Origin of the sequence: Pseudomonas sp. IT-347P, assembly GCF_949768005.1 — a bacterium.
In the GTDB taxonomy this organism is placed as follows: domain Bacteria; phylum Pseudomonadota; class Gammaproteobacteria; order Pseudomonadales; family Pseudomonadaceae; genus Aquipseudomonas.
Map to the genome: position 1 here is coordinate 297243 of NZ_CATKPQ010000044.1, position 18655 is coordinate 315897.

Genomic DNA, 18655 nt, shown 5'->3' on the forward strand with positions numbered 1-18655 from the left:
TCGCGAAGACGGTTTCTCATTCAACATCGGGGGGTGTTTGATCCACCGCTTTCGCGAGCAAGCCCGCTCCCACAGGTTTTTTGCGTCAGGCTTGAGTTTCTGCGGCCGGTAGGTCTGCAGCATCTTCACTGCGATGCAGCGCGACCTGGCGGATCGACAAACGAATCTCCGCCGGTAACACGCGCTTGGCCGCACCTTCCGCCAGTTCGCCGAGCAATTCGTGATAACTCAGTTTGCCGGCCCCGTCGCGGCGCAGCACGTCGAGGTCGAGCATCGTCTGGATGAAGTGGCGGAACAGGCTTTTGTCGAAAAACTCCGGGGCGTTGAGGCCGTGGAGAATCGACAGGCGCTGGGCCATGACTGTGCACAGGTCTTCCAGTTCTTCGGCGCTGATGCTGTTCTGGCCGCTGTTGAGCAGCAAAGACACGGTCATGTAGAAGCGCTGCAAGGTCTGGGCGATGCTCTTCGACAGCAAGGTCAGCAGCACGAAATGCCGCGAACTTGGCGCTGGACGCAGATAGACGTCTTTCTCGAAACGCAGCAGGCCTTGCTCGACGAACGCTTCCAGCCACTGATCAACCACGCCGTCGAGTTCGTCCAGCGACCAGCGAATGAACAGTTCCGATTGCAGGTACGGATACAGCGCGCGGGTGTAGCGCAGGATCTGTTCGCGGCTCATGCGCGAGGTGCTCTGGAAGAAGCTCGCCAGCAGCGCCGGCAACGCGAAAATATGCAGCACGTTGTTGCGGTAGTACGTCATCAGGACGGCATTTTGCTCGTCCAGATAGAGAATTTTGCCCAGTGCATCGTTCTGCTCGGCGAGCAGGTCCATGTCCTTCACATGCTCGATCAGCGCGCGGCCGTCGCCTTCCGGCAGCGTGGTGTGCGGCGAGTACGGAACCTTGCGCAGCAGCGCCAGATACAGGTCCAGCACGCGCGCCATGGCGCGATCGTCCAGTGCCAGACGCGTAGTGGACAGCAGCGCCAGCGCCACCAGGTTGACCGGGTTGATCGCCGCCGCTTCATTCAAATGCTGCGCGACTTTTTCGCCGAGGCGATTGGTGGTTTCGTTGAGCCACGCCGGTTTGTACTGCGGGCCGAGTTCCTGCTGGCGCCAGTCCGGTTGCTCGGCGTCGAGGAATTCGGCCAGTTTGATCGGCTCACCGAAGTTGACCGCGACCTGACCAAAACGCTGCTTGAGCGCGCCGATAACTTTGAAGATGTCGAAGATCGATTCTTTCTTCTTGCTGGCTCCGCGCAGTTCGCCGAGGTAGGTGCGACCTTCCAGCACGCGCTCATAACCGATGTACACCGGCACAAACACGATCGGCATGCGCGACGAACGCAGGAAGCTGCGCATGGTGATCGCGAGCATGCCGGTTTTCGGTTGCAGCATGCGCCCGGTGCGCGAGCGGCCGCCCTCTACGAAGTACTCGACCGGGAAACCTTTGGTGAACAGGGTGTGCAGGTATTCGTTGAACACCGAGGTGTACAGCGGATTGCCCTTGAACGTGCGGCGCATGAAGAACGCGCCACCACGGCGCAGCAGGCTGCCGATCACCGGCATATTGAGGTTGATTCCGGCGGCGATGTGCGGCGGGGTCAGGCCGTTGCGGAACAGCAAGTATGAAAGCAGCAGGTAGTCGATATGGCTTCGGTGGCACGGCACGTAGATCACTTCGTGGCCCTGCGCGACGTTCTGCACGCCCTCGATGTGATTGACCTTGATGCCGTCGTAGATCTTGTTCCAGAACCAGCTCAGCACCACTTCCAGAAAGCGGATCGCGGTGTAGGTGTAGTCCGAAGCAATCTCGTTGCCGTAGCGCAGGGCCTGGGCCTTGGCTTTTTCCGGGGAGATGTTTTCACGCTCGGCTTCTTCGAGGATCGCTTGCTTGACCAGCGGCTGGTTGAGCAGGCCTTTGACCAGGTTGCGGCGGTGGGAAATGTCCGGGCCGATCACCGCGGCTTTCAGATTGCGAAAGTGCACCCGCAGGATGCGCTGGGCCATGCGCACGGTACGCTCGTGACCCTTGTTGTGTTCGATCAGCTCGCGCAGGTGGATCGGTGCGGAGAACTGCACGCGGGTCTTGCGGCCGAGGACGATGATGCTCAGCAGACGACGCAAGCGCCCGGTGACGGCCCAGCTGTCGGCGAACAACAGCTTCCACGGACTGTTTTCGCTGTCCGGCGACTGGCCCCAGAACACACTGACCGGAATGATCTGTGCGTCCTCGGCAGCGTTTTGTGTCAACGCACTGACCAGGCGGGTCAAGGTCGGCGGTGCACCGCGTTTGTCCTGACGACCGAGCCAGTCCGGATCCGGCGTCAGGTAGAAGAACGCCGCCGGTTCGATCAGCGAACCCACTGACACCGGCAGCACCGGACGCGGCAGGCCGGCCTTGGTGCACTCGGTGTCGACCACGGCCAGATCGGTCAGCGAAGGGTTTTGCAGGACGTAGAACACCGGACGACTGCGGTCGAGGTTGAGGGTGAACGACGACTGATTGATCGTCTCCGAGCGAACCCAGAGGTACAACAGTCGGCGCAAGGTGCCAAACACAAGACGGCGGAACGGGGAACGGGTCATACGGCTTCTGCGTGAGTTGATAAACCGAGCGTTTGCTCGGGCGTTGGACAGTTTGCCGTATTAGGCGAAAATCGGCAAAAAAGCAGCGAAGTAATCTCCTGTTGAGAGTTTTCGCACCTGTCATATACTCGGCGGTCTGTCGCCGGGGCCCTTTTATGGACGTCGGACACAGGCTGACGTTCCTCTAAGGCTTTCCTGCGAAAAGCCTGTTCAATAATAAAAAAGGAGTATGAACAGATGGCAACACGTGAAACCGGCAATGTGAAGTGGTTCAACGACGCCAAGGGCTACGGCTTTATCCAGCGCGAAGACGGGGTGGACGTGTTCGTGCACTACCGCGCGATTCGCGGCGAAGGGCACCGGTCGCTGACCGAGGGCCAGCAGGTCGAGTACGCGGTCATTACTGGCGAGAAGGGCTTGCAGGCTGAGGATGTTGTAGGCCTGTAACACAAATCTTCAGAACGCCAAAAACCATTGTGGGAGCGGGCTTGCTCGCGAATGCGGTGTATCAGTCAAGACTCCCTCGACTGATACACCGCATTCGCGAGCAAGCCCGCTCCCACATTTGGATCTGTGTTTAAGCCGTTTTCCAGGTGATCTCTTCTTCACCGTCGGCGCTGATGCGAATCCAGCGATCCGCCGTCTCTTCACCTTCTTCCTCGACCCACGTGCCCGGCGCGCAACGCACTTCGACGTTCAGCGCAGCAAACGCGGCGCGGGCGCAGGCGATGTCGTCGTCCCACGGGGTCTGGTCGCTTTCCAGGTACAGGCTGTTCCACTTGCCCACGGCTTTCGGCAGCCAGGTCACCGGCACGTTGCCGGCCTTGCACTTGTAAGTCTGGCCTTTCTGTACCCAGTCGCTGCACGGGCCCAGTGCTTCGCCGAGCCAGGCAGAAATGGCCTTGTGGTCGACGTCGGCGTCTTTCAGGTAAATCTCGATGTCCGGTTGGCGCATGGATGTCCTCACTGCGGGTCTGAAAAATCCATTCGCGGATTTAGCCGGCCCCGGGCTCTCGCCCGGAACCAAAAGTTATTGAAGAACGAAATAATCGTAGCGCATTGACACGGTGGTCACGAACGGTTCGGCTTGTTCGATCACCGCTGCACGCCGCTCGGCACTGGCGCGCCAGCCGTGGGGTGTCATCGCCAACAGGTTGGCGCGATCCTCGGGCTTGTCCAGTGTCAGTTTGAATTCCAGAGTTTCGCTGTGCGCCAGCGCCATGCCTTCCGGGACCAGGGCCAGATGCTTGTCGTCGGTGTATTCGCGCACTTCGTCGTACAAGCGTTCGCGCAGTTCCATCAAGTGGCCGCTGGTCGGGCCGACTTTCATCAGACCGCCGCCCACACTGAGCAGACGTTTGGCTTCTGCCCAGTCCAGAGGACTGAAAACGCTGGCGAGAAACTGGCAACTGCCCGACGCCAACGGCACGCGGGCCATGCTGGCGATCAACCAGGTAAGCGCCGGGTTGCGCTTGCAGGCGCGCTTGACGGCTTCGCGTGAGATGTCCAGCGCGTAGCCATCAGCGTTCGGCAAGGCCTCGGCAATTTGCGCGGTGTAGTAACCCTCGCCGCAACCGATGTCTACCCAGCGATCCGGCGCATAGCCCGCTGCCAGCTCGGCCAGACGCTTGGCCACCGGCGCGTAATGGCCGGCGTTCAAAAAGTCGCGGCGCGCCTCGACCATCGCCTGATTGTCGCCCGGGTCACGGCTGTTCTTGTGTTGCACCGGCAACAGGTTCAGGTAACCCTGGCGCGCACGGTCGAAGCGGTGGCCGGCGGGGCAGACCACGCCGTTATCCACCGCGTTCAGCGGTTCACTGCAGATGGGGCAAGCAAGCATCAGGCGAGCAACTTGATCATTGTCTGGTAGTAGATCTCGGTCAGTACGTCGAGATCCGCCGCCAGTACGCGTTCGTTGACCTGGTGAATGGTCGCGTTGACCGGGCCCAGTTCAACCACTTGCGTGCCCATGGTTGCGATGAAACGGCCATCGGACGTACCACCGCTGGTGGACGCTTTGGTCTCGCGACCGGTGATGTCCTTGATACTCGCCGACACCGCGTCGAGCAGCGCGCCCGGTTCGGTGAGGAACGGCAGCCCGGACAACGCCCAGTCGATGTGCCAGTCCAGGTCGTGCTTGTCGAGAATATCGGCCACACGCTTCTGCAGGCCTTCGACGGTCGATTCGGTGGAGAAACGGAAGTTGAACACCGCCACCAGATCCCCCGGAATCACGTTGGTCGCGCCGGTGCCGGAGTTGACGTTGGAGATCTGGAAACTGGTCGGCGGGAAGAAATCGTTGCCGTGGTCCCAGTGCTCGGCGGCCAGTTCGGCCAGCGCCGGAGCGGCGAGATGAATCGGGTTCTTGGCCAGATGCGGGTAGGCCACGTGACCCTGAACACCTTTGACGGTGAGCCTGGCGCCCAGCGAGCCGCGACGGCCATTCTTCACCACGTCGCCAACCAACGTGGTACTCGACGGTTCGCCAACGATGCACCAGTCCAGACGTTCGTTACGTGCCGTCAGGCGTTCGACCACAGCCTTGGTGCCATGGTGCGCCGGGCCTTCTTCGTCGCTGGTGATCAGGAACGCGACCTTGCCCTTGTGGTTCGGGTAGTCGGTGACGAAGCGCTCGGCGGCAACGGTCATCGACGCCAGGCTGCCTTTCATGTCCGCCGCGCCACGGCCGCAGAGCATGCCGTGTTCGTCGATCACCGCGTTGAACGGGTCGATCTGCCACGCCGTCACCGGGCCGGTCGGCACCACGTCGGTGTGGCCGGCGAAGCACAGCACCGGGCCGTCGTTGCTGCCGTGGGTCGCCCAGAAGTTATCCACATCTTCGATGCGCATCGGCTCGAGGCTGAAACCGGCGTTGCCCAGGCGCTGCATCATCTGCTTCTGGCAATCGGCGTCGACCGGCGTCACGGACGGACGGCGGATCAGATCGATGGCGAGTTGAAGGGTCGGCGAAAGGTCGGCGTGGGCCGTCATGGAAAACTCCGGGAGCTTGAAATTGGGCTGGGGCCAATGTGGGAGCGAGCTTGCTCGCGAATGCGGTGTATCAGGCAACATAAGGGTTGAATGTTACAACGCCTTCGCGAGCAAGCTCGCTCCCACAGGAATTGGGTTCGGTCAGTTACACCGCGTATCACGCCAAGCCCCGCAAAATGGCGGTTATCTTAAAGCAAAACGGCGACCATTGGCCGCCGTTTAGTGCATCGATGAGGATTTAGACGACCGGCGCCGGCTCAGGCGCAGCCGCCGGTTTCGGCAGCGACGACAGGAACGCCATGATCAGCGCCGCCAGATACGGCAGCGACTGCACCAGCAACATCACCACCCAGAAACGCATGTCATTGCTCGGCATGCCGTTGACCAGGAAGATCCCCAGCGCCGCGCCCCACAACAGCAGCATGATGAACAGCTCTTCCCGCGCTTCGGAAATCGCCACCCAGAAGCCATGGTTGTCGGCGTTTTTCGGCGTGCGGAAGAACGGAATGCTGCTGGTGAAGAAACCGTACAGCACCGCTTTGGCGATGGTGTGCGACAACGCCAGCCCGGCCAGTGCCGCGCAGAACGCATCTTTCAGGTTCACGCCAACGGCGCGACGGTAAAGGAAGATGATCTTGCCTACCTTGAACACGAACAGCGCCAATGGCGGAATCGCGAAGATCAGCAGCGGTGGATCGACCCGTTGCGGCACGATGATCATCGCCGCCGACCACAACAGCGCGCCGACGGTGAAGAAAATGTTCATGCCGTCCGCGACCCACGGCAACCAGCCCGCGAGGAAGTGATAGCGCTGGCCACGGGTCAGTTCAGTGTCCTTGCCGCGCAGCAGGCTGCGGGTGTGACGCTTGATGATCTGGATCGCGCCGTAAGCCCAACGGAAACGTTGCTTCTTGAAGTCGATAAACGTATCCGGCATCAGACCCTTGCCGTAGCTATCGTGGTAATACGCCGCCGACAAACCTTTCTCGAACACGCGCAGACCGAGTTCGGCGTCTTCACAGATGCACCAGTCGGCCCAGCCCAATTCTTCCAGCACCGAGCGGCGGGTCATGGTCATGGTGCCGTGCTGGATGATCGCGTCACGGTCGTTACGTGTGACCATGCCGATGTGGAAGAAACCTTTGTACTCGGCGTAGCAGAGCTTCTTGAAGGTGCTTTCGTTCTGGTCGCGATAATCCTGCGGCGACTGCACCACGGCGATTTTCGGGTCGGCGAAGTGCGGCACCATGTGCTTGAGCCAGTTCGGGTGCACGCAGTAGTCGGAGTCGATCACCGCGATCACTTCGGCGTCCTTGGCGGTGTGCGGAATCAGGTAGTTCAGCGCGCCGCCCTTGAAACCGGCCAGGGGCGAGACGTGGAAGAACTTGAAGCGCGGCCCGAGGGTTGCGCAGTAGTCGCGCACCGGCTCCCAGACGGCCGGGTCCTTGGTGTTGTTGTCGATGATCAGGACTTCGTAGTCCGGATAATCGAGGGCGGCGAGGGCGTCGAGGGTCTGTTTGACCATCTCCGGCGGCTCGTTGTAGCACGGCACGTGGATCGAGACTTTCGGGCGATAGCTGGAGTCGCCCTCGACCGGCAGGAATTCGCGCCGACGCTTGTGAATCCACACGGCTTCGGCCAGCTCATGGGCCTCGGTCAGCAGGACAATGAACACGCCGAGCGCACCGAGCGCCAGCAGGAAACCCACCGTGAGGCTGAACCACGTGCTGTATTGCTGGCTGTAGTCGTAGCCGATGTACACCAGCACCGAACCGCAAAGGAACGCGATAAAGGTCAGGAACGTGCGACCACGCTGGCGCAGGGCCGAGCCGTCGATCATCAGCAGGGTCAACGACAGCAATGCCAGCACCACCGAACCGATGGCCAGCACGCGCCATTGCGGGATCGCGACCACGGGGCCTTCGAAGTTGAATTTCTGCTGACGCGCGGCGTTGAACACGCCCCAGTACGCGCCTACCGAACCTTCATCGCTGGCCTTCCACGGCTGGTCGAACGCTTCGATCACGAAGTAGTTGAAGCCTTGGCGGTTGAGCTTGTTGACCAGAGTGCGCAGGTAAATCGCCTGATCCGCCGGCGACGCATCGGCGCCACCGCGCATGCGGCCGTTGCTCGGCCAGCCGACTTCGGACAATAGCAGCGGTTTTTTCGGGAACAGCTTTTTCAGATCGCGAGCCCGGTCGAAAACGAACTGGCCGGCCTTGTCGACCGGGATGAACTCCCAGTACGGCAGAACGTGGGCGGCGATCAGGTCGACGTGCTTGGCCAGTTGTGGATATTTCTCCCAAATGTGCCATTGCTCGGACGTTGTGACCGGTACTTTCACGGCCGCACGCACGCGATCGAGCAAAACAATCAATGCCTCTGGGGTGATTTCTTCACGGAACAGGGCTTCGTTACCCACGACAACGCGAACCACGCTGCGTGAGGTATTGGCCAGTTCGATGGCTCGGGTGATTTCCCTTTCGTTGCGCTCCTGATCCGGACTGATCCAGATGCCGAGGGTCACGCGCAGGCCGAATTCTTCCGCGAGTTTCGGGATGTCTCCCAACGTGCCGTCGACCGAGTAGATGCGGATGTTGTCCGTCAGCTTGCTCATGATCTCCAGGTCGCGGCGCATTTCGTCGTCAGTCGGATACTGATCCTTCTGCGGGAATTGTCCCTGCTGGAACGGCGAATAGGAGAAACCGGAGATCTGCTGCGGCCAGTTCGGCGCCGTGACCGGGCGATTGACCAGCGCCCAGAAACCGGTGAACAGGGCAGCGATGGCCAGCACCACCACCAGGTTGAGTCCAAATTTACGCGATGACATAGCTATTTCGGGTTCCAAAGGCTGTGGAACGGAGGATCGGTCGGCTAGACGCCCGAGGGGCGCGCATCCTACACCGGCAGTTCGCAAGTCGTACATCAGACAGGGAAATGCCCGGCATTGGGCAGCCGACTTTGACTTAAGTTCTTACACTTGTAGCGCGAAGCTTAAAACTTGTCGCTGCGTAGCCCTATAATGCGCGCCGGTTTTTGGGGTAATGGTCATGAGTACAGAAGATCCGCGGTTTGCAGGCATCGCCCGTTTGTATGGCATCGAAGGCATGGCGCGCTTGCGCGCGGCCCATGTGGCGATCGTCGGCGTCGGTGGCGTCGGTTCCTGGGCGGCGGAAGCGATGGCCCGCTGTGGCGTTGGCGAGATTTCGCTGTTCGACCTCGATGACGTTTGCGTCAGCAACGCCAACCGCCAGTTGCACGCGCTGGACAGCACCGTCGGTAAGCCCAAGGTCGAGGTGATGGCCGAGCGCCTGCGCGGGATCAACCCGGATTGCACCGTGCACGCGGTGGCGGATTTCGTCACCCGCGAGACCATGGCCGAATACATCACGCCGGATATCGACTGCGTGATCGACTGCATCGACGCGGTCAACGCCAAGGCTGCGCTGATTGCCTGGTGCAAGCGCCGCAAGATCCAGATCATCACCACCGGCGGTGCGGGCGGGCAGATTGATCCGACGCTGATTCAGGTGTGCGATCTCAATCGCACCTTCAACGACCCGTTGGCCTCGAAAGTGCGCTCGACGTTGCGGCGCGACTATGGCTTCTCGCGCACCGTGACCCGGCATTACAGCGTGCCGTGCGTGTTTTCCACGGAGCAACTGCGCTACCCGAAACCGGATGGCAGCATTTGTTTGCAGAAGAGTTTTGTCGGCGATGGGGTGAAACTGGACTGCGCCGGCGGGTTTGGCGCGGTGATGATGGTCACGGCGACGTTCGGCATGGTCGCGGCGACCAAGGCTGTGGACAAGATTGTCGCGGGTGTGCGGCGCCCGGCGGAAAGAGTCAAACCTCAGGTTTGATGCTGGGGCTTATGGCCTTATCGCGAGCAGGCTCACTCCTACAGTGGAACGCATTCCAATTGTAGGAGTGAGCCTGCCCGCGATGGCTGCGAAGCAGCCGCTTTAAAGCGCCAACTCATTCATCCGCTGGAGCACGGCATTGAGGCCATTGCTGCGCGAGGGCGATAGCTGCCGCGAAAGCCCTAGTTGATTGAACCAGTCCGGCAAATCAACCTGCTTTAAGTCGGCGGCCGACAAACCATTAACCCGCAACAGCAACAACGCCACCAAGCCACGAATCATCCGCGCATCGCTGCTGGCCCTGAATTGCCATTGACCGTCGCGCAATGAGCCAACCAGCCAGACCTGACTCTCACAGCCATGCACCCGGTTAGCGTCGCACTTATCTGCCTCATCCAACGGCGGCAGGCGATCACCAAACTGCATCAACAACCGCGCCCGCTGTTCCCAGCCAGCCGCATTCTGAAAAGTCTGCAGCGCTTCAGCTGCCTCGACCGGCAAGCTCATCGCAACAACTCCAGCGCCTGATCCAGCGCTTCAAAGAAGCGCTCCAGGTCTTCGGAATCGTTGTACAGCGCCAGCGACACCCGAATTGCGCCAGCCAGTTCGAAGCTTTTCAGCAGTGGCATTGCGCAATGGTGCCCGGCGCGCACGGCAATACCTTGCTCGGTCAGCAAATGTGCCAGATCAGCGTTATGCACACCCTCGACGACAAAACTGGCCAGCGCCAGTTGCGGCTTGCCGAGCAGACGAATGCCGTTTCGCGCCGCAAGGCCGCGCAACAGATAGGCATGTAGCGCACCTTCGTGAGCAGACACCGCGTCTTGATCCAGACCCGCCAGATAATCCAGCGTTGCGCCAAGGCCGATCACACTGGCAATCGGCGGCGTTCCGGCCTCGAAACCCAGCGGAGCAGGGCGGAAGCGCGAGTGGTGATAGTTGGCTTCCAGCACCATTTCGCCGCCGAACTGCCAAGGCTTCAGCTGTTCAAGCGCAGCGTTGCGCCCGTACAGCACGCCGAGGCCATCCGGGCCGTAGAGCTTGTGGCTGGAAAATACATAGAAGTCGCAACCCAGCGCCTGCACGTCATGCCGACCATGCACCACGCCTTGTGCGCCATCGACCACGGTCAGCGCGTTCTGCGCCTTGGCCATGCCCAGCAAAGCCGGCAACGGCTGCCACGAGCCGAGCACGTTGGACAGCTGACTGACCGCCAACAACCGTGTGCGCGGGCCGATCAGATGCACAGCGGCAGCGAGGTCAATCAGACCGTCGGCGTCCAGCGGCAGGATCACCAGTTTCAGGTTGCGTCGTTGCCCCAGTTGCTGCCACGGCAGCAGGTTGGCGTGATGCTCCAGCGCGCTGATGACAATTTCATCGCCCGGTTGGAAAAGGTGTTCCAGGCCGTAAGCCAGGAGATTCAGCGCGCTGGTGGCGCCATGGGTGAAGATGATCTGCCCGCTGTCACCGGCATTCAGCCATTGGCCAACCTTTAGCCGACTGTCCTCGAACGCCTGCGTCGCGTGAGCGCCGGGCAGGTGTTGCGCACGGTGCACATTGGCCGCGCCGTTGGCGTAGTAATGCGTCAGTGCGTCGAGCAGGGCCTGGGGTTTTTGCGTGGTGGCGGCGTTGTCCAGATAGGTCTGGTCTTGCCGTTGCAGTGCGGCGATGGCCGGAAAGTCAGCGCGCCACGGGGAGGGAATCATCACAGTTTTCAGCCCTGGTGAAGAGGGGCGGGATGTACGCCAAACCCTGTAGGAGTGAGCCTGCTCGCGATGGCGTCCGTGAGGGCGCTAAAAGCATCGCGAGCAGGCTCACTCCTACAATGGATTATTCAAGCACTCAGTTGTGAGCGTGCAGCGCTTCGTTCAGTTCGATCGCCGATTTGTGGGTTTTGCATTCCACAGCACCGGATTCCGAATTGCGACGGAACAGCAGGTCAGTCTGACCGGCCAGCTCACGCGCTTTCACCACCTTGACCAGATTGTTGTTTTCGTCGAGCAGCGCAACCTTGGTGCCGGCAGTGACGTACAGGCCCGACTCAACGGTGTTGCGGTCGCCCAACGGGATGCCGATACCGGCGTTGGCGCCGATCAGGCAGCCTTCGCCGACCTTGATCACGATGTTGCCGCCGCCCGACAAGGTGCCCATGGTCGAGCAACCGCCGCCCAGGTCCGAACCCTTGCCGACGAATACGCCAGCAGAAACGCGGCCTTCGATCATGCCCGGGCCTTCGGTGCCGGCGTTGAAGTTGATAAAACCTTCGTGCATGACGGTGGTGCCTTCACCGACGTATGCGCCCAGACGCAGACGTGCCGCGTCAGCGATACGCACGCCGGCCGGCACCACGTAGTCGGTCATTTTCGGGAACTTGTCCACCGAGAACACTTCCAGCAGCTCGCCACGCAGACGCGCTTCCAGTTGCATTTCCGCCAGTTCGCTCAGATCGATTGCGCCCTGGCTGGTCCACGCGACGTTTGGCAGCAGTGGGAAGATCCCGGCCAGGCTGACGCCGTGTGGCTTGACCAGACGGTGCGACAGCAAGTGCAGCTTCAGATAAGCCTCAGGCGTCGAGGTCAGCTGTGCGTCTTCGGCCAGCAGGGTGGCGACCAGCGGCTTGTGGCTCTCGGCCAGACGGGTCAGCAGCTTGCCTTGCACGGCGTCGATGCCTTTTACCGCTTCAGCCAATTGCGCCGCCTGGGCGGTGGTGAAGGTGATGGCCTGGTTGCCTTCGGTGTAACCGAGGATCGGCGCCACGGCCGCGACCAGTTCGGCCGAAGGGTTGAGCAGTGGCTGGGCGTAGAACACTTCCAGCCAAGCGCCTTGACGGTTCTGAGTGCCGACACCAAAGGCGATGCTGAACAGGGAGTTGGACATGTGAATACCTCTACAAAGAGTGACGGGCTGCTTACTTCAGAGCGGCCGCGTAGATGTCTGGCTTGAAGCCAATCAGGGTTCGGTCACCGAGATCGAGCACCGGGCGCTTGATCATCGAGGGTTGCGCGAGCATCAGTTCGATGGCTTTCGATTGGTCGAGATCGGCTTTGCGTTCGTCGTCGAGTTTGCGAAAGGTCGTACCTGCACGGTTCAACACCGTTTGCCAGCCGTGTTCGTCACACCATTGGGTCAGGTGTTCACGGTCGATGCCGGCGGTTTTGTAATCGTGGAAGTCGTAGCTGACAGCGTGTTCATCGAGCCAGGTGCGCGCCTTCTTCATGGTGTCGCAGGCTTTGATGCCGAAAAGGTGCAACGTTTTACTTGAAACGGTCAAGGAATTGCCCCCTTTACAGGTGCTGAAAAAAAATGGTGTCGGATTATGCCATGACCAAACCGGTTCGCGGCGCCTCAGGTCGATTTGGTAATGCAAAACCCTGTGGGAGCGGGCTTGCTCGCGAAGAGGCCCTGTCAGTCAATATCTCTGTTCGATGAACGACCGCATTCGCGAGCAGGCTCGCTTCCACAAGGGGCGTGCGACATAGGTGCAACGGTCAGATCCATCCTGAACGGCTAATATGGCAGTTCAACGCTGTCGATTGTCTGAGATTTCCGCTTTATGCAAACTGCTTACACCGTCCTGATCCTGCTGATGCTGGTCAGCGTTTCGCGGCTGGTCGGACGGGTCATTCCGTTGCCACTGCCATTGGTCCAGATCGCCGCCGGCGCCTTGCTCGCCTGGCCGACCCTCGGTCTGCACGTGGCCCTCGATCCCGAATTGTTCCTGTTTCTGTTTCTGCCGCCGCTGTTGTTCTCCGATGGCTGGCGCATGCCCAAACGCGAGTTCTGGCACCTGCGCGGGCCGATTCTGACGCTGGCCGTCGGGCTGGTGCTGTTTACCGTGGTCGGCGCCGGGTACTTCATTCATTGGTTGTTGCCATCAATTCCGTTACCGGTGGCCTTCGCCCTGGCGGCGGTATTGTCGCCAACGGACGCCGTGGCGGTGTCGGCCATTTCGCAAAACCGCTTGCCGACCCCGCTGATGCATATCTTGCAGGGCGAGGCGCTGATGAACGATGCATCGGGCCTGGTGACCTTCAAGTTCGCACTGGCGGCGGCTATCACGGGCGTGTTCTCGCTGACCAACGCCAGTCTGACGTTTGTCATGGTGGCGCTCGGCGGATTGGCGGTCGGTGTGGCCTTGAGCTGGCTGGTCGGGCGTTTACGGGCGTGGATGATCGCTCGTGGCTGGGATGACCCGGCCACCCACGTGGTGTTCATGTTGCTGTTGCCATTCGCGGCGTATGTGCTGGCAGAACGTCTTGGTGTGTCGGGCATTCTCTCGGCCGTGGCGGCGGGGATGATGCAAAGCTGGCTCGACCTGTTGCCTCGGCAGACCAGCACTCGCTTGCTCAATCGAAGCGTCTGGTCGTTGCTGGAGTTCGCTTTCAACGGTTTGATCTTCCTGCTGCTGGGCCTGCAACTGCCCGACATCATCAAAGCCGTGGTCAGCCATGAGCCGACGTTGTGGCCAACGCTGTTCTATCGCTGCCTCGATGTTGTGGCGATTTTCCTCGCGCTGGTTTTGCTGCGGTTTATCTGGGTGCAGAGCATCTGGCGTTTGTCGGTACTGCTGCGTCGTTTGCGTGGCAAGGGCGATCTGACACAAGTCCCGACCGCGCGCTCGTGCTGGCTGCTGACCGTTGGCGGGGTGCGTGGTGCGGTGACGCTGGCGGGTGTGATGTCGGTACCGATGTTGATGGGGGCGGATACGTTTCCCGAGCGGGACCTGCTGATCTTCATCGCCGCCGGAGTGATTCTGCTGTCGCTGATTTCGGCGTGCATCGCGCTGCCGCTGTTGTTGCGCGGCATTGAAAAGAGCCCGGACGACAAGCGGCGTCAGGAAGTGCGCGATGCGTGGCGTAAAACTGCGGAAGCAGCCATTCATGCGCTGGAAACGGAGGAGACCACCCCGCAGGATGCTGCTCAGGCGGCGCTGTCGGCCGAGCTGAAGGCGCGAATCATGTCCGAGTATCGCCATCAATTGGATGTCTTCAACGATTCTGCCGAAGCGCAGGCCTTGGCGTTTCAGATGGATCTGCTGGAGCGTCGCATGCGCCTGAAAGCGCTGAGGGCGCAGCGTCTGGAACTCTATAGCCTCAGTCGTCATCACCAGATAGGTGATGACGTCCTCAGAGAAGTGTTGGCCGATCTGGATTTGAGCGAGGCCAATCTGGGGAAGGTCAAATAACGCATCGGGATGCCCGCACAAGATGCCTGGTGCGGGCTCTGATGATTACTTCTGGCGAGTGATGAAGGCGCGAATCCGTTCAGCGGCTTCGACGCATTCGGCCAGCGGCGCAACCAGCGCCATGCGCACACGGCCAGCGCCCGGGTTGACGCCATCGACGTCACGGGACAGATAAGAACCCGGCACCACGGTCACGTGTTCTTGCTCAAACAGATCACGGCAGAACGCTGCGTCATCACCTTGCACATTCGGCCACAGGTAGAAGCTGCCATCCGGACGCTGCACGTCCATCACCGGGCTGAGAATCTCCAGCACCGCATCGAATTTCTCGCGATACAGCGCACGGTTGGCGCGCACATGCACCTCGTCATTCCACGCCGCCACGCTGGCCAGTTGCGTTTGTACCGGCATCGCGCAGCCGTGGTAGGTGCGATACAGCAGGAAGCCTTTGAGGATGTCGGCATCGCCGGCGACAAAACCGGAACGCAGGCCTGGCAGGTTGGAACGCTTGGACAGACTGTGGAACACCACGCAGCGCTTGAAATCCTTGCGGCCCAGCTCGACACACGCAGTCAGCAGGCCTGGCGGCGGAGTTTGCTCATCGAAGTACAACTCGCTGTAGCACTCGTCGGCGGCGATCACGAAGTCGTACTCGTCGGCCAGGGCGATCAGTTTTTTCAGGGTGTCGACCGGGATCAGCGCGCCGGTCGGGTTGCCCGGCGAGCAGAGGAACAGGATCTGGCAGCGCTTCCAGACGTCTGGCGAAACGGCATCGAAGTCCGGGTTGAAGCCGTTTTCGTCCAGGCACGGCAGGTAATGCGGCTTGGCCCCGGCGAGAAACGCTGCGCCTTCGTAGATCTGGTAGAACGGGTTCGGGCTGACCACGAGCGCGTCATCGCCACGGTTGACCACGGTCTGGGTGAACGCGAACAACGCTTCACGGGTGCCGTTGACCGGCAGCACGTTACGCGCCGGGTCGATCCAGCCACTCGGCACGCCGAAACGCCGCTCGCACCAACCGGCAATAGCCTCACGCAACGCCGGGATACCGAGGGTGGTCGGGTACACGGCCATCTGATCCAGACTGTTTGCCAGTGCTTCGGCGACAAAGCTTGGCGAACGGTGTTTCGGCTCGCCGATCGACAGGGCGATCGGGCGTTTGTCCGGGTTCGGCGTTACGCTGCCGAGCAGGGCGCGGAGCTTTTCGAACGGGTACGGCTGGAGCTGGTTCAGAGCGTTGTTCATTGGGGCTGGGTCTCGTGCAAAGCCATTTGAATCCGGGGCGCCATCAAATACTGAGGCGCGACAGTTTGATATCGGGTTCCTGATTGACGCTCAGTTGCTCAACGATCGCATCCTGCAAACGGCTGCACAGCAACGGGTCGGACAGCGGTTGGTTGTGCGCGTCGGTGATGAAGAACACGTCTTCCACCCGTTCGCCGAGCGTCGCAATCTTGGCGTTCTGCAGCGACAGGTCGAACTCGAGGAAAATTCCGCCGATCCGCGCCAGCAGCCCGGGACGATCCGGTGCGGTCAGTTCCAGCACCGTCACCGGACGCTGGGCGTCGTTGTGGATGGTGACCTGTGGCGCAAAGGCGAAGTGCTTGAGCTGGCGCGGCACCCGGCGCTGGATGATCGTCGGGTAATCGTCCGGGTTGCGCAGGGCTTCGGTCAGGCCTTCACGGATCTGCTTGACCCGTGCCGGGTTGTCGCCGATGGATTCACCTTCGTTGTCGAGCACGATGTAGGTGTCGAGGGTGAACTGGCTGCTCGAGGTGATGACCCGGGCGTCGTGAATGTTCAGGTTGAGCTGATCCATTGCCGCCACGGTCACGGCGAAGAAATCGTGCTGGTCCGGTGCATAGATGAAAATCTGCGTGCCACCCTCGAACTCGCGCTGGGTGGTTTCCTTGATCAGCACCAATGGCCCGCCATCGACCGGCTGTTGCAGGATCGCATCACTGTGCCAGGCCACGTCGCCGGCGGTGTGGCGCAGGAAATAGTCATCGCCCAATTGCGCCCACAGTTGCTCGACATCGTCCGGGTCGGTGCCGCCTCGAACCAGAATATCCAGCGCGGCGCTTTGGGTCTGGCGGATCTGCTCTTCGCGATCCACCGGGTTTTCCAGGCCTCGGCGCAAGGCGCGTTTGGTCTCGGTGTAGAGCTGACGCAACAGGCTGGCGCGCCACGAATTCCACAGCGTCGGGTTGGTCGCGTTGATGTCGGCCACCGTCAGCACGTAGAGATAATCGAGGCGGGTTTCATCGCCAACGGCCAGGGCGAAGTCGTGGATCACTTGCGGGTCGGACAAGTCCTTGCGCTGGGCGGTGGTCGACATCACCAGATGGTTCTGTACCAGCCAGACGATCAGGCGACTGTCCCACACCGGCAATTGATGTCGCTGGCAGAACGCCTCGGCATCGACCGCGCCGATCTCCGAATGATCGCCATGCCGACCTTTACCGATGTCGTGATACAGGCCCGCCATGTAGATCAACTCGGGCTTGGGCAGTTTGGCCATGAGCTTGGCGGCCAGCGGAAATTTCTCCGAGACCTGGGTGTACTGCAATTTGCGCAGGTGCTTGATCAGGTTCAGCGTGTGCGCATCGACCGTATAAATGTGGAACAGGTCGTGCTGCATCTGCCCGACGATAAAGCCGAACTCCGGCAGATAGCGGCCGAGAATGCCGTAACGGTTCATCCGGCGCAGGTTGCGGTGGATGCCGATCTTGCACTTGAACAGCTCGATGAACAGGCTGGTGTTGCGAATATCGTTACGGAAGTTGTCATCGATCAGGTGGCGATTTTCCCGCAGCAGACGGATGGTGTCGGCGCGCACACCTTTGATTTCCGGTTGCTGGGCCATCAGCACGAAGATTTCGAGCATGGCAAACGGCGTGCGGCGGAACACGTTGTCGTTGCGTGCCTCGATATAGCCGTCGTGCAGCTGGAAGCGCGAGTTGATCGGCTGGGGCGGCGCCTCGTCTTCCGGGGCGAGGATGACTTCTTCAAAGTGCTGGATGATCAGGTCGCTGAGTTGGGCGATGCTCATCACGGTGCGGAAATACTGTTGCATGAAGTTTTCGACGGCCTGTTTGGCGTCGTCACCTTCAAAGCCGAGCAGGCCGGCAATGGTGCGCTGATGATCGAACAGCAAGCGGTCTTCGGAGCGCCCGGCGAGCATGTGCAGGGCATAGCGCACTTTCCAGAGGAATTCCTGGGAGGAGGCGAGCAGGGCGTTTTCGCTCTCAACCAGGAAACCTTCGCCGGCGAGGGCGCGCAGGTTCAGGGTGCCGTACTGACGCCGGGCCACCCACAGAATCGTCTGAATATCCCGCAGTCCGCCGGGCGAGCCTTTGACGTTGGGTTCCAGGTTGTATTCGGTGTCGTTGTACTTGTGGTGACGGGCCTTCTGTTCGGCTCGCTTGGCGAGGAAGAACTCCTTGGCTGGCCACATGTGTGCGGTGCTGGTGACGTCGAGCATGCGCTGGCGCAGACGCTCGGGACCGCAGATGGTACGGCTTTCCATCAGGTTGGTGACCACTGTGAGGTCAGCGCGGGCTTCTTCGGCGCATTCATCGACGGAGCGAACGCTCTGACCGACTTCCAGGCCGATGTCCCACAGCAGCGTCAGAAAACGCTCGATGGAATCGCGGAAGACCTCGTGATCGGCGCTGTCCAGCAGGATCAGCAGATCGATGTCGGAATACGGATGCAGCTCACCGCGTCCGTAGCCGCCGACCGCGACCAGCGCAATGTCGGCGTCTTCGCTCCAGTCGAACTGCTCCCAGGCCTTTTGCAGGATGTTGTCGACGAACCAGGCGCGGTCTTCGATCAGGCGGCGAATCTCGCGGCCATTACGAAAACGCGTGTCGAGCACATCGCGAGCCTGGCGGATCGCCTTCTTGAACGCCGCGATAGGACTCGCTTTCAGGGCCAGTTCAGCCTGGAACTGGCCGCGGTCGAAGAGTTCGGGATCCACCTGCGGCATCGATTGGCTTTCCTTCTATAAGGCTGGGAGCGTTGTGT

14 protein-coding genes are annotated in these 18655 nt (G+C 60.8%); 3 read left to right on the forward strand and 11 right to left on the reverse strand.

Annotation, left to right across the window (positions count from 1 at the left end; genetic code table 11):
• Positions 1-85: 85 nt before the first annotated feature.
• On the reverse strand, positions 86-2587 hold the full coding sequence (gene plsB, locus ACM6IV_RS17625; protein ID WP_414870973.1) for a glycerol-3-phosphate 1-O-acyltransferase PlsB: 2502 nt from the start codon (positions 2585-2587) through the stop codon (positions 86-88).
• 237 nt (positions 2588-2824) lie between these two features.
• Between plsB and ACM6IV_RS17630 the strand changes: the two genes are divergently transcribed.
• Positions 2825-3034 (forward strand): cold-shock protein, encoded by a 210-nt coding sequence (locus ACM6IV_RS17630; protein WP_007908870.1) that lies wholly within the window; start codon positions 2825-2827, stop codon positions 3032-3034.
• 130 nt (positions 3035-3164) lie between these two features.
• Here the strand turns inward: ACM6IV_RS17630 and ACM6IV_RS17635 are convergent, their stop codons facing one another.
• From ACM6IV_RS17635 to ACM6IV_RS17650, 4 genes are all read right to left on the reverse strand, one after another.
• On the reverse strand, positions 3165-3542 hold the full coding sequence (locus ACM6IV_RS17635; RefSeq protein WP_122609637.1) for a hypothetical protein: 378 nt from the start codon (positions 3540-3542) through the stop codon (positions 3165-3167).
• 75 nt (positions 3543-3617) lie between these two features.
• On the reverse strand, positions 3618-4427 hold the full coding sequence (locus ACM6IV_RS17640) for a putative RNA methyltransferase (protein ID WP_414870974.1): 810 nt from the start codon (positions 4425-4427) through the stop codon (positions 3618-3620).
• Positions 4427-5578, reverse strand: a complete 1152-nt coding sequence (gene dapE, locus ACM6IV_RS17645; protein WP_414870975.1) for a succinyl-diaminopimelate desuccinylase — start codon at positions 5576-5578, stop codon at positions 4427-4429. Before dapE ends, ACM6IV_RS17640 begins: the two co-directional genes overlap by 1 nt.
• Before the next feature lie 238 nt (positions 5579-5816).
• On the reverse strand, positions 5817-8408 hold the full coding sequence (locus tag ACM6IV_RS17650; protein ID WP_414870976.1) for a glycosyltransferase: 2592 nt from the start codon (positions 8406-8408) through the stop codon (positions 5817-5819).
• A gap of 220 nt (positions 8409-8628) precedes the next feature.
• Between ACM6IV_RS17650 and tcdA the strand changes: the two genes are divergently transcribed.
• The gene (tcdA, locus tag ACM6IV_RS17655; protein ID WP_414870977.1) at positions 8629-9441 is read left to right on the forward strand and encodes a tRNA cyclic N6-threonylcarbamoyladenosine(37) synthase TcdA; all 813 of its coding nucleotides are present in this window, start codon (positions 8629-8631) and stop codon (positions 9439-9441) included.
• Between the two features lie 102 nt (positions 9442-9543).
• Here the strand turns inward: tcdA and ACM6IV_RS17660 are convergent, their stop codons facing one another.
• The 4 genes from ACM6IV_RS17660 to ACM6IV_RS17675 form a co-directional block, all read right to left on the reverse strand.
• Positions 9544-9948 (reverse strand): SufE family protein, encoded by a 405-nt coding sequence (locus ACM6IV_RS17660; RefSeq protein ID WP_414870978.1) that lies wholly within the window; start codon positions 9946-9948, stop codon positions 9544-9546.
• Positions 9945-11150 carry an aminotransferase class V-fold PLP-dependent enzyme gene (locus ACM6IV_RS17665; RefSeq protein WP_414870979.1) on the reverse strand — a complete coding sequence of 402 codons (1206 nt, stop codon included), beginning with the start codon at positions 11148-11150 and terminating at the stop codon, positions 9945-9947. Before ACM6IV_RS17665 ends, ACM6IV_RS17660 begins: the two co-directional genes overlap by 4 nt.
• Positions 11151-11283: 133 nt before the next feature.
• Complete coding sequence (gene dapD, locus ACM6IV_RS17670; RefSeq protein WP_414870980.1) at positions 11284-12318, reverse strand: 2,3,4,5-tetrahydropyridine-2,6-dicarboxylate N-succinyltransferase; 1035 nt, start codon at positions 12316-12318, stop codon at positions 11284-11286.
• A gap of 31 nt (positions 12319-12349) precedes the next feature.
• Positions 12350-12712 (reverse strand): ArsC family reductase, encoded by a 363-nt coding sequence (locus ACM6IV_RS17675; RefSeq protein ID WP_003222107.1) that lies wholly within the window; start codon positions 12710-12712, stop codon positions 12350-12352.
• A 282-nt stretch (positions 12713-12994) separates the two neighbouring features.
• On the opposite strand from ACM6IV_RS17675, the gene ACM6IV_RS17680 reads away from it, so the two are divergent.
• Entirely contained in the window at positions 12995-14626 is a 1632-nt protein-coding gene (locus ACM6IV_RS17680; protein WP_414870981.1) for a Na+/H+ antiporter, read from the forward strand.
• Between the two features lie 45 nt (positions 14627-14671).
• On the opposite strand, the gene dapC is transcribed toward ACM6IV_RS17680, so the two are convergent.
• Together dapC and ACM6IV_RS17690 are read right to left on the reverse strand one after the other, a co-directional pair.
• The gene (gene dapC, locus ACM6IV_RS17685) at positions 14672-15871 is read right to left on the reverse strand and encodes a succinyldiaminopimelate transaminase (RefSeq protein ID WP_414870982.1); all 1200 of its coding nucleotides are present in this window, start codon (positions 15869-15871) and stop codon (positions 14672-14674) included.
• Between the two features lie 43 nt (positions 15872-15914).
• Positions 15915-18617, reverse strand: coding sequence for a [protein-PII] uridylyltransferase (locus ACM6IV_RS17690; RefSeq protein ID WP_414870983.1), 2703 nt, complete (start codon positions 18615-18617; stop codon positions 15915-15917).
• Between the last annotated feature and the right edge of the window lie 38 nt (positions 18618-18655).

What these genes read in the sequence shown, in the direction of transcription:
- dapD (WP_414870980.1), bottom strand. Translation starts at nt 12,318, where the DNA reads ATGTCCAACTCCCTGTTCAGCATCGCCTTTGGTGTCGGCACTCAGAAC.
- dapE (WP_414870975.1), bottom strand. Translation starts at nt 5,578, where the DNA reads ATGACGGCCCACGCCGACCTTTCGCCGACCCTTCAACTCGCCATCGAT.
- ACM6IV_RS17630 (WP_007908870.1), top strand. Translation starts at nt 2,825, where the DNA reads ATGGCAACACGTGAAACCGGCAATGTGAAGTGGTTCAACGACGCCAAG.
- ACM6IV_RS17640 (WP_414870974.1), bottom strand. Translation starts at nt 4,427, where the DNA reads ATGCTTGCTTGCCCCATCTGCAGTGAACCGCTGAACGCGGTGGATAAC.
- plsB (WP_414870973.1), bottom strand. Translation starts at nt 2,587, where the DNA reads ATGACCCGTTCCCCGTTCCGCCGTCTTGTGTTTGGCACCTTGCGCCGA.
- dapC (WP_414870982.1), bottom strand. Translation starts at nt 15,871, where the DNA reads ATGAACAACGCTCTGAACCAGCTCCAGCCGTACCCGTTCGAAAAGCTC.
- ACM6IV_RS17635 (WP_122609637.1), bottom strand. Translation starts at nt 3,542, where the DNA reads ATGCGCCAACCGGACATCGAGATTTACCTGAAAGACGCCGACGTCGAC.
- ACM6IV_RS17660 (WP_414870978.1), bottom strand. Translation starts at nt 9,948, where the DNA reads ATGAGCTTGCCGGTCGAGGCAGCTGAAGCGCTGCAGACTTTTCAGAAT.
- tcdA (WP_414870977.1), top strand. Translation starts at nt 8,629, where the DNA reads ATGAGTACAGAAGATCCGCGGTTTGCAGGCATCGCCCGTTTGTATGGC.
- ACM6IV_RS17650 (WP_414870976.1), bottom strand. Translation starts at nt 8,408, where the DNA reads ATGTCATCGCGTAAATTTGGACTCAACCTGGTGGTGGTGCTGGCCATC.
- ACM6IV_RS17680 (WP_414870981.1), top strand. Translation starts at nt 12,995, where the DNA reads ATGCAAACTGCTTACACCGTCCTGATCCTGCTGATGCTGGTCAGCGTT.
- ACM6IV_RS17690 (WP_414870983.1), bottom strand. Translation starts at nt 18,617, where the DNA reads ATGCCGCAGGTGGATCCCGAACTCTTCGACCGCGGCCAGTTCCAGGCT.